Source organism: Pseudoalteromonas sp. S1727, from assembly GCF_005886375.1.
In the GTDB taxonomy this organism is placed as follows: domain Bacteria; phylum Pseudomonadota; class Gammaproteobacteria; order Enterobacterales; family Alteromonadaceae; genus Pseudoalteromonas; species Pseudoalteromonas haloplanktis.
This window is the reverse complement of the sequence record NZ_PNDT01000166.1, coordinates 1-10,782: the sequence shown is the minus strand read 5'-3', so window position 1 is coordinate 10,782 and position 10,782 is coordinate 1. Positions and strand designations below refer to the sequence as shown.

8 protein-coding genes are annotated in these 10,782 nt (G+C 41.4%); 3 read left to right on the top strand and 5 right to left on the bottom strand.

What is annotated here, in order from left to right; all coding sequences use genetic code 11:
- Positions 1-463: 463 nt before the first annotated feature.
- The 5 genes from CWB85_RS21245 to CWB85_RS21225 all read right to left on the bottom strand — a co-directional run bounded on the left by CWB85_RS21245 (position 464) and on the right by CWB85_RS21225 (position 6,712).
- Complete coding sequence (locus tag CWB85_RS21245) at positions 464-1,144, bottom strand: flagellar brake domain-containing protein (RefSeq protein WP_138555964.1); 681 nt, start codon at positions 1,142-1,144, stop codon at positions 464-466.
- Between the two features lie 77 nt (positions 1,145-1,221).
- Positions 1,222-2,673 carry a TrkH family potassium uptake protein gene (locus tag CWB85_RS21240; protein ID WP_016710410.1) on the bottom strand — a complete coding sequence of 484 codons (1,452 nt, stop codon included), beginning with the start codon at positions 2,671-2,673 and terminating at the stop codon, positions 1,222-1,224.
- 51 nt (positions 2,674-2,724) lie between these two features.
- Positions 2,725-3,339, bottom strand: coding sequence for a YigZ family protein (locus tag CWB85_RS21235; protein ID WP_016710411.1), 615 nt, complete (start codon positions 3,337-3,339; stop codon positions 2,725-2,727).
- A gap of 58 nt (positions 3,340-3,397) precedes the next feature.
- Positions 3,398-4,720, bottom strand: a complete 1,323-nt coding sequence (gene pepQ / locus CWB85_RS21230) for a Xaa-Pro dipeptidase (RefSeq protein ID WP_138555963.1) — start codon at positions 4,718-4,720, stop codon at positions 3,398-3,400.
- Between the two features lie 105 nt (positions 4,721-4,825).
- Positions 4,826-6,712: a transglycosylase SLT domain-containing protein gene (locus CWB85_RS21225; RefSeq protein WP_016710413.1), complete on the bottom strand. Its 1,887-nt coding sequence runs from the start codon at positions 6,710-6,712 to the stop codon at positions 4,826-4,828.
- A gap of 193 nt (positions 6,713-6,905) precedes the next feature.
- Here CWB85_RS21225 and fadB point away from each other — a divergent pair, with 193 nt between their 5' ends.
- From fadB to tusA, 3 genes are all read left to right on the top strand, one after another.
- A complete protein-coding gene (fadB, locus tag CWB85_RS21220) occupies positions 6,906-9,065 on the top strand; it encodes a fatty acid oxidation complex subunit alpha FadB (protein ID WP_016710414.1) in 2,160 nt (719 codons plus the stop codon).
- A gap of 4 nt (positions 9,066-9,069) precedes the next feature.
- The gene (gene fadA, locus CWB85_RS21215; RefSeq protein WP_138555962.1) at positions 9,070-10,239 is read left to right on the top strand and encodes an acetyl-CoA C-acyltransferase FadA; all 1,170 of its coding nucleotides are present in this window, start codon (positions 9,070-9,072) and stop codon (positions 10,237-10,239) included.
- Between the two features lie 202 nt (positions 10,240-10,441).
- Positions 10,442-10,681: a sulfurtransferase TusA gene (gene tusA / locus CWB85_RS21210; protein WP_138555961.1), complete on the top strand. Its 240-nt coding sequence runs from the start codon at positions 10,442-10,444 to the stop codon at positions 10,679-10,681.
- Positions 10,682-10,782: the final 101 nt, after the last annotated feature.

Genomic DNA, 10,782 nt, shown 5'->3' with positions numbered 1-10,782 from the left:
TGTTTTATTTAATGTGTTCATAATAATATTCCTTCAATGTTTATGGTTTCGAACGTTGCTGATAAATCATCATTTCGTTCAGTACAACTAGACTATTACAACTTCGGTGCCAAAGTTTAAAAACACATAAAAATCAATGAATTAAAATTAAAAATAGGTTTTTACAGAAAATTACCGCTGTTTTTTGTTGCCTTTTAGCAACATGCAAGAAGAGATTTTTGCCTTTCATTTTAAAATCAATGAGTTAAAAAAGATGAAAATGACGCAGATTAAGTGAGATTCACTTTATAGCAGGTAAGTAAAGTAATAGGCTGTAGAATTAACGCACTAAAAAGTAACAGACAAAATAAATTTAAAAGATTAAAGCATTGATATTTAACAATAATAAAAATAAATTTGCGGTTATTTGATTGCACTCTTTGATATTCGCTATTTTGTTGCAAAATAGCGAATACCTTCAGAATTAGACTAGCGGCTCGAGTACCGAAAGATCAATAAAGTGCTCTTTCATAAAGGTTTTCATTTCATCCTCACTGGCACTTAATTGAATTCCGAACTGTGCCCCCATAGCCCGACTTTTAATACTGCATATTTGCCCACTAAACTCAGTGGTGCCCTTGTTGCTTTTATCAAGCACAATATTGCACTGGGTATTTTTTAATTCACTAAGATCATCTTGACCTTTAACATCAAATAAAACCCCCGTGACGGAAATATCTTTAATTACCCCGTGCAACTCGCGTTCGTCACACAGTTTTATTTTTGCTGGTAATAATGTAGGAATACGAGTTTGCGAACGTAAACTAAACAATTGTACTTGGCTTGGAAAGTTGAGATAAATAAGCCGTGCGGGGTGTGAGGATACCGACATGATTTGCTCTCGAAATGCGATGACTTGCCCACCACCACTTTCAAGTACAGCTCGGACTATGACCACCACACCATCTTTTAAATACTCTCCTGCGTTATTTAAACGCTTTACAGGTGGGTAGTTTAAAATTACAAAGCGATCATGCAATAGCCCAACAAACTCAGTTTTAAGGCGTTTGCTGGTTGTTGGCGTTAATATTTCTACATCAACAATACTACCAGCACTAATATAGGCTAGGTTTTCTAAATTTAATTGCCGTCTTGTTTTTGGCATATCCTTTCCAACTGCAAAAGTAATTTAAGATAAATAATAACCGATATAAAATTTAAAGCGATAAGCTTAAGTACTGATCAGCCACGCCAGAATGTTGGTGTAAATAACACTAACAAAGTAAATATCTCTAACCGGCCAAATACCATAGCAATAGTTAATAACCATTTAGCCCCATCACTTATTGCACCATAGTGTGCTGCAACATCACCAAGGCCTGGACCTAAGTTATTTAAACAAGCTGCGGTGGCTGAGAATGCCGTAATGTTGTCCATTCCGGTGCCCATTAATGCCAGCATGATGATCACAAATACCAACGCATAGGCGGAGAAAAACCCCCAAACGGCCTCAACAACTTTATCTGGTAAGGCCTTACGCCCCAGTTTTATTGAATAGATAGCACGAGGATGGACAAGGCGGTTAAGCTCACGTACCCCTTGAAGATAAAGTAAAAACACTCGCACTACTTTCATACCACCACCGGTAGAGCCTGCGCAACCACCTATAAAGCTAGAAAATATCAACAGGATTGGTAAGAACAACGGCCAAGCTGAAAAAGTATCTGTTGCAAAGCCTGCTGTTGTGCTGATAGACACAGCTTGAAATAGTGCTTGGTCCAGTGTTTCGTCACCATCGGCATAGATGTTATTCGATGATAAAACAGTAAAGCACACGACAACCAATGCTAATTGAATAAACAAGAACACCTTAAATTCAGGGTCACGTAAATATACGCGCAGATTGCGACTTGATACTGCTGCATAGTGCAAAGAAAAGTTAACCGCCGCAATAATCAAAAAAACCACACAAATAAAGTTAATTAACGGGCTGTCAAAATGCCCTATTGATGCATCATAGGTAGAGAACCCACCAATCGCGACTGTCGAAAATGAATGGCAAATTGCGTCAAACCAGTCCATTCCTGCCGCCCAATATGCCAGTGTACATGCAATGGTTAACGACACGTAGATATACCAAAGGTGTTTAGCTGTGTCGGCTATGCGTGGGGTCATTTTAGAATCTTTAACCGGGCCCGGTATTTCGGCGCGATATAACTGCATACCACCAACACCAAGCATAGGCAAAATAGCAACGGCTAGCACGATTATCCCCATACCGCCAAACCATTGCAGTTGCTGACGATAAAACAAGACTGATTTGGGAAGGTACTCTATCCCTGTAAGCACTGTCGCACCGGTTGTGGTTAAACCAGAAAAAGCCTCAAATACAGCATCAGCTAAGGATAAATTAGGTTCTTGTAAAAAAATTAGTGGTAAGGAGGCGAATGCGCCAAGTACTAACCAAAATAACACTACGATTAAAAAGCCTTCCCGCGCTTTTAAATCACCATGTTCTTGTCGATTAGGATAATAAGCAGCTAGGCCAATAATAACGCTGAAAATAAACGCCAATACAAAAGGCACACCGCCACCATCTTTATAAACTAGCGAGACAACTGCCGGTGGCACCATAGTAATACTAAATAAGACAACTAGTTGGCCAAGAATTTTAATGATGGTACGAAATTGCATGTAGCTATCGCTTTTATTATTAGTTAATCGTTCTGATGTATGGTTATTGTCTTACTGTTTAATACTTAACTCAACTGCGCCATGGCTCAAATCATAAATATCTTTAATAGCTTGCGCAGCTTGACGACTATCAATGGTGATCATCCATTCAATATTAGCAGTAAATTGCTTTTCTATATTAAGAACTTGGAATTGTGTTTTTAATAATTGTTCAATTGCTCCTTGAATACTGTAATCACTATAACCAATCAACTCAACACTCGGTACTTTTACCGTTGTTGTTAACTGTGTCAGTGCATTATTCAATGAGCCACCGTATGCTCTTACTAGACCTCCAGTGCCCAGTTTTATACCACCAAAATAACGCGTTACAACGGCGGTTACTTCCCCAAGCCCAGAACCAATTAATACGTTAAGCATAGGTTTGCCTGCCGTACCATTAGGCTCACCATCATCAGAAAAGCCATAAACATGGCTACCGCCAGGATTACCAGCAACATGTGCCCAACAATTATGACGAGCATCACTGTATTTATTTTCAATTTCACGAATAAACGCTTTGGCTGACGCTAAATCAGGCGTGTGCGCAATATGCACAATAAACGTGCTTTTTTTTATCTCTTCTTGATAAAAAACTGGGGCTGCGGGGTAGTTATATTCAGACATTTTATATACTTATACAAAAATGGGGCCGGCAGGCCCCAATTCTAACTCTGACTTATGATCAATCTAATGCCAGATCACGCGTCATATTTTCAAGGCTATCTTCGTGAACGATGATGTTATCTTCGATTCGAATACCACCAAATGGTTTGAACGCTTCGACTTTTTCCCAATTAATGAACTGCTTGTTGTCGGTTTGCGCTAAGTCACCCAATAATGAATCGATAAAGTATAATCCTGGCTCAATCGTAAACACTTGGTTTTTCTCAATTAAACGAGTGCAACGCAAGAAAGGGTGTCCTTCTGGTGGCGCTTGATGAGTGCCTTTCTCGTCAGCCATAAAGCCACCCATATCATGCACTTGCAGCCCTAAATGGTGGCCAAGTCCATGCGGGAAGAAAGTAGAAGTAATACCGCGTTCCACAATTTCTGCCGCTGGTAACTTAACAATATTAAAATCACTCAGAACTTGTGCGACACGCTGATGGCAATCTAAATGTAACTCGCCGTAAAGCAATCCTGGTTTTAACGCTTTACCTAAAGCAATTTGATGTTGCGTCATAGCTGCAATTAATTCAGCAAACTCGCCAGACTTTTTAAAATCATAAGTACGCGTAATATCAGCAGCGTAGCCATTAAAATTAGCACCAGCGTCAATTAAAAATGAATGATGCGTTTGTGGTGCTTTCGGCTCAAAGTGGGTGTAATGTAAAATCGCGCAATTTTCATTAAGTGCGACAATATTGCCATACGGCATTTCATTTTCACTTTGGCGTGTTGCGATTAAATAGGCTTGCTGAATATCAAACTCAGATCCCCCATTAAAGAACGTATCGCGAGCGGCTTTATGACCATCTACGGCAATACGGTTAGCTTGTCGCAAACATTCAAGCTCGTATTGCGTTTTATACGCACGGTGGTAATTAAAGTAATTAAGAACCGGCTCTGGATTCATAACACTAAAGCCCAGTGCTTGAGCAACTTCTAAATACTCACCAATATAGGCGAATTTCTCTTTATCGTAAGGTAATAACTTTTCTACCTGATCAGGCTTGAGCAACAATTCAATATCAAAATAGTCAGCCCAAAACTCGCGAGGCTCATCAGGTACTTTGTGCCAAAAATCAACCGGACGATAAAATATAAGTTTTGGTTTATCACTACCATTCACTACAACCCAACAATGCGGGTTATCTATTACAGGTAACCAAGCTTTAAAATGCGGGTTAACTTTGAACGGATAATACATGTCGTCTAAAAACTGGCGCTTAGCTTGCCCTGAGTGGATCACTAAACCCTCTAAACCTTCACGATCAATAATAGTGCGAGTACGCTGTTGCAGTGTTGCAATATGTTCGGCGTATGAAACGGCTAATTTATCCATAGTATACCCATCTGTTAAAATTTAACTTATACGAGAGTCTATCATAGACTCATATATACCTAAACGCAGATACGTTAAAGCACCTGCCAGTGCTGATGTATATTCCTAACCACCCATTTTCATATCCAATATTGGCGCCAAAATATTCCCCTCACGACCCATTCGAGTATGGTAAACCTGCCGATAAGCATAGACATTTTTTACGTACTCACGCGTTTCACGATACGGTATTAATTCTATCCATAATTCAGCGGGCATAGCCTCATCAGGTAACCATTTTTTAATTCTATGATAACCTGCATTATATGAAGCCGTTGCTAGGATCTCATTCCCCTGATTCTTCTTTTTCAAGTATTCTAAATACTCAGTACCTAAGCGAATATTTGTTTGCGGTTGATTCAGCCGCTTACTCGAGACCGTGCCTTTATTTACATACTTTGCTGTACTTGGCAATAATTGCATTAGACCACGAGCATTCGCGTGAGAGCGCGCATCAGGTGCAAAAGAGCTTTCACGGCGCGAAATAGCAATACTCCAAGTTACATCAATATGATTGCGCTTGCTGTAACGCTCAAACAAATCTTGAAAAGCGAACGGAAAGCGTAACTCTACATAGTCCCATGCTTTAATTTGCGCCAAGGTATAAATAGTGCTGTCGTACCAATCTAATTCTGCAGCGAGCTTAGATGCTGCAAGTTTTTCTTCTTCGCTTGAGGTGCGAGTTAAATAGTTCCATTCTCTGCGCGCGGAAGTAAAACGTTCAAGTTCATACATAGCTTTTGCTCGCTTAAAACCGGGTGCCTGTGCAACTTCGTCAACTAACTTATCACTGACAAGTAATGGCTGGTTATTAAGCTCGACAGGTAATCCCAATCGCGCAGCGGCCAAAAAGCCATAATAGTCACGCTCTTTTGCTACTGTTTGCCAAATCACTTTAGCGCGTTCACTATCACCACGTTGCTCTAAACTGTATGCCAACCAATATTGTTGGCCAAGACTCAAGTTCTCTTTGCCGGTAAAAAACGCCACAATGCCAGACCAATCTTGGGTTTTCAGCATATTACCCAATTGCCACTGCATCAATTTACGGTCTTGGCGATCTTTGGGGACTTTATTGAGCCAAAAGCGCGCCTCTGCATGACCGCTCGATGCCAAGGCCAACGCAAATGTATAATACACATCGGCTTTTTGCTCATCAGAATAAGCAAACATCTTATCTAGCTTTTCCCAGGCTTTGAGCGCTAACGTTTTATCTCGCCAAATTAACCGCTTAATGCCGTAATGGGCAATTTCTCCTTCTTTCACTGTTTTATTTTTATAACGGTACATACCCGCAGCAGCGCTCGGATCACTGCGTACTTTGCGATAAAAATCAGCTAAGTATTGCTCATTCTTGGGCAATAGTGTTTTTAAATACGGTAGTAAACTTTGTGATCCCCCTTGTGCCGATAAGGTAATACGTTGCCAAATCAACTCTTGACTCATATGGCCTTTTTTACGCCAAATACTAAATAAAGGGTCACATTCTTCTGGTTGCGACTTACCTACAGTCCAGAGCTCTGTCACTTGATTCATAATCGCTTTTTCAGGGGCGCCTAAATCAAGCTGGTATTGTAAAAACGTACAGGTCAATTCACTGTTGGAGGTTTCACGGTAATTATTAATAAAAGCCGCTTTACGTTTTTTCTTTTGCAGGTTCTGCAACCATGCTTTACGCACAGGCCACTCTAATGGTGTATTTTGATAAATAGTTAAATAGCGTTCAATCTCTGATTGATGCTCAATATCTGGATGGCGTTGCCAGTAAACTTTTTCAACATAAGGCTTTAGTGGGTGATCCAGTTTTTCAACAGCGTCCTTAAACTCTTGATAACTTCCATATCTAGCTGTTTTCTCCGCATCTAAAAATGCGTCATGCTCTGTATTAGCGTCGGCAGAAAATAAAGGAAATAATAATGCAGCTGCCGCAAAGCTTAAAAATTGTTTTTTCATGATGACCTTAATATTCAAAGGTAAATAAAAGACAAACACTTCTCCTACACCTTAGCACCAAACAAGCTATATTTTAACCAGTAGAAAGCTTGGTGAGTAAATTTTTCGTTGCAATTTTAATTTAAAGCAAGCACACTGATTGAAATGCAAACTCATCGTACCAGTCTTAGTTCACTAACTAGGGAGAATAATAATGTTATATAAAAGCGATTCCTTTGAAGTTGCTTTCATCAAGGATAATATCGCCGAGTTCAAGTTTTGTGTTGCCGGCTCTGTCAACACTTTGTCTCAGCAAACCTTGAAAGATTGCGCCTCTGCATTAAAAGAATTAGCAGCAAATACTGATATCAAAGGCATGATTTTTACCAGTGATAAAGAGCACTTTATTATTGGCGCCGATATTTTCGAATTTTTACCAACGTTTACTAAACCAGAAACTGAATTAGTAACCTGGATCAAAGATGCCACAGATGTATTTGACGCATTAGAAGATTTACCATTCCCAACTTTAAGCGCAATAAATGGCTTAGCACTTGGTGGCGGATGTGAGTGGGTACTTGCTACCGATTATCGCGTTGCAAGCTCTACAGCTAAAATTGGCCTTCCAGAAGTAAAACTAGGCATTATGCCTGGTTTTGGTGGCACAGTTCGCTTACCACGCATCGTTGGTGCCGATAATGCCATGCTTTGGATCACCTCTGGTGCAGAAAACCGCGCTGCTGATGCTCTTAAAGTAGGCGCTGTTGATGCGGTAGTTAGTGCTGACAAACTTTTAGACTCAGGTATTTCAACACTTGAATTAGCAATTGCTGGCAAGCTAGATTGGCAAGCCAAACGTAATGTTAAGCTGCAGCCACTTAAATTAAACCGCGTTGAGCAAGGTATGAGCTTTGCAATGGCTGAAGGTATGGTAATGGGTAAAACCAAAGGCCACTATCCTGCTCCGATCATGGCGGTTCGCACTATTAAAGCAGCAGCTAACTGTGGACGCGCGGAAGCAATGGCAATCGAAAATGCTAATTTTGCTAAACTTGCTCGTACTCCAGAAGCTGCCGCACAAACGGGTATCTTCCTTGCTGATCAATACATCAAGGGTAAAGCACGTAAGTCTGCTAAAACCAGTGATTTAGAAATAAAACAAGCCGCTGTTCTTGGCGCAGGTATTATGGGCGGCGGTATCGCTTACCAATCTGCTTATAAAGGCACACCAATCATAATGAAAGACATCCAACAAGATGCACTTGATTTAGGTATGGGTGAAGCATCTAAGCTATTAGGCCAAAAAGTACAGCGCGGTCATATGGCAATGGAGAAAATGGTTGCCACGTTAGGAAAAATTAAACCAACCCTTAATGATAGCGACTTACAAAGTGCAGATATCATTGTAGAAGCCGTGGTTGAAAACCCTAAAGTGAAGCAAGCAGTTTTAGCCGGCCTTGAAAAAGATATGCCAGCGGGCACTATTTTAACTTCTAACACGTCAACGATTCGTATTGACGAGCTAGCAACAGCCCTTGAAAAACCTGAAAACTTCTGTGGTATGCACTTCTTTAACCCAGTGCCTAAAATGCCACTAGTTGAAATTATCCGTGGCGAGAAAACTTCAGAGCAAACAATTAATGCCGTAGTTGATTACGCCTTAAAACTAGGTAAGTCGCCAATTGTTGTAAACGACTGCCCAGGCTTCTTTGTAAACCGCGTTTTATTCCCTTACTTTGCAGGCTTTAGCAAATTAGTTGTTGAAGGCGCTGATTTTGCAAAAGTAGATAAAGTCATGGAAAACGTATTTGGCTGGCCAATGGGCCCTGCCTACTTACTTGATGTTGTAGGTATTGATACGGCTTACCATTGTACTGGCGTTATGGCTGATGGTTTCCCTGAGCGTATGTCTCGTCAAGAAAAAGACCCTGTGACTGTATTCGCCAACGAAAAACGCTTTGGTCAGAAGAACAAAGCAGGTTTCTATCAATATGCACCAGACAGACGTGGCCGCTTGAAAAAAGCCCAAGATCCACAAGCTGTTGAACTACTTAGTTCTATCACTGATGCGCCAAAAGAGTTCGATAAACAAGAAATTATCGACCGCTGTATGGTACCAATGATCAACGAAGTACTGCTTTGTTTACAAGAGAACATTATTGCCTCACCACAAGAAGCTGATATGGCGCTTATTTACGGTATTGGTTTCCCTCCATTTAGAGGCGGTGCGTTCCGTTACTTAGATCAAACTGGACTAGCTAATTTTGTTGCAACAGCAGACAAATATGCTCACCTAGGTGCGATTTACCAAGTATCTGAGCAAACTCGTAAATGGGCTGAAGAAGGCCGTGTTTTCTATAAGGTGGAAGGATAAGACCATGAATACTCCTGTAATTGTAGATTGTATCCGCACGCCAATGGGCCGCTCTAAAAGCGGTGTATTTAAAAATAAGCGTGCTGAAGATTTAAGTGCCCACTTAATGAAGGGCCTCCTTGATCGTAACCCAGCCGTTGATCCAGCATCGATTGACGATATTTATTGGGGTTGCGTGCAACAAACGTTAGAGCAAGGTTTTAACGTTGCTCGTAATGCCGCACTGCTTGCAGGCATTCCGCATACCGTGCCTGCGGTAACAGTAAATCGCTTATGTGGTTCATCAATGCAAGCATTACACGATGCTGCCCGCGCAATCATGACCGGCGCTGGCGATACTTACCTTATTGGCGGTGTTGAGCACATGGGTCACGTACCTATGACGCACGGTAACGACTTTCACCCAGGCCTTGCTACTTCAATTGCACAAGCATCCGGTTCTATGGGTTTAACTGCAGAATACCTTGCAACAATTCATGGTATTAGCCGTGAGCAGCAAGACCAATTTGCCTATCGTTCGCACCAACGCGCCCATGCAGCCACGGTTGAAGGCCGCTTCCGCCGCGAAATCCTCGCAATGGAAGGTCATGACGCAGACGGCTCACTGATTTTAGTTGAAGATGACGAAGTCATTCGCCCAGAAACAACCGTAGAAGGCTTGTCACAGCTTCGCCCTGTGTTTAATCCTGCTTCGGGGTCTGTAACTGCGGGTACTTCTTCTGCACTTTCTGATGGCGCTTCGGCGATGTTAGTAATGAGCGAAGAAAAAGCCAAAGCACTAGGCTTACCAATTCGTGCCCGCGTTAAGGCAATGGCGGTAGCTGGTTGCGATCCATCAATCATGGGTTACGGCCCAGTACCTGCAAGTAAAAAAGCCTTGGCACAAGCAGGTATCACCATTGATGACATCGACGTAGCTGAGCTTAATGAAGCGTTTGCAGCACAATCATTACCAGTATTAAAAGACTTAGGTCTTGCTGATGTGGTTGATGAAAAAGTGAACCTGAACGGCGGCGCAATCGCCCTTGGTCACCCACTAGGTTGTTCAGGCTCGCGTATCAGCACGTCACTTATTCACTTAATGGAAGACAAAAACGCAAAATATGGTTTAGCGACTATGTGTATTGGTTTAGGCCAAGGCATCGCAACCGTATTTGAGCGTGTTCAAGACTGATTAACTTTAGAAACGTAACCAACTCTTGGTGATAAAAAGCCACGTTGATTTATAAATCAACGTGGCTTTTTTATATGTTTTTGCAAATATATTTTTATGGCCGGAGTAGCATTGGTGATGTGACTTTATTTATTGCGGTTAGGCCGTTAAACTAGCAGCCTTAAATTAATCGCTTAGCGCCATTTTAATAAAGGTCACCGCCATGAGTTTTGATAACCCCGATCACCAATTAGACGCCATCGGCCTACGCTGCCCAGAGCCTGTCATGATGATCCGCGGCGCAGTACGTAAAATGGCAGAAGGCGAAACCTTACTCATCATCGCCGACGACCCATCCACCACCCGCGACATCCCCAGCTTCTGTATGTTTATGGATCACACATTAGTCGCCAAAGAAGTCGATGCAGTACCGTATCGGTATTTGGTGAAGAAAGGGTTGTAATAGCTATCAGCTATCAGCTATCAGCTATCATCTATAATCTAAAATAAAAAATAAATAAGAAATCAGAAATAAATAAAAATATAAGAGATATATTATTTCAC

What these genes read in the sequence shown, in the direction of transcription:
- CWB85_RS21245 (WP_138555964.1), bottom strand. Translation starts at nt 1,144, where the DNA reads ATGCCAAAAACAAGACGGCAATTAAATTTAGAAAACCTAGCCTATATT.
- CWB85_RS21240 (WP_016710410.1), bottom strand. Translation starts at nt 2,673, where the DNA reads ATGCAATTTCGTACCATCATTAAAATTCTTGGCCAACTAGTTGTCTTA.
- CWB85_RS21235 (WP_016710411.1), bottom strand. Translation starts at nt 3,339, where the DNA reads ATGTCTGAATATAACTACCCCGCAGCCCCAGTTTTTTATCAAGAAGAG.
- pepQ (WP_138555963.1), bottom strand. Translation starts at nt 4,720, where the DNA reads ATGGATAAATTAGCCGTTTCATACGCCGAACATATTGCAACACTGCAA.
- CWB85_RS21225 (WP_016710413.1), bottom strand. Translation starts at nt 6,712, where the DNA reads ATGAAAAAACAATTTTTAAGCTTTGCGGCAGCTGCATTATTATTTCCT.
- fadB (WP_016710414.1), top strand. Translation starts at nt 6,906, where the DNA reads ATGTTATATAAAAGCGATTCCTTTGAAGTTGCTTTCATCAAGGATAAT.
- fadA (WP_138555962.1), top strand. Translation starts at nt 9,070, where the DNA reads ATGAATACTCCTGTAATTGTAGATTGTATCCGCACGCCAATGGGCCGC.
- tusA (WP_138555961.1), top strand. Translation starts at nt 10,442, where the DNA reads ATGAGTTTTGATAACCCCGATCACCAATTAGACGCCATCGGCCTACGC.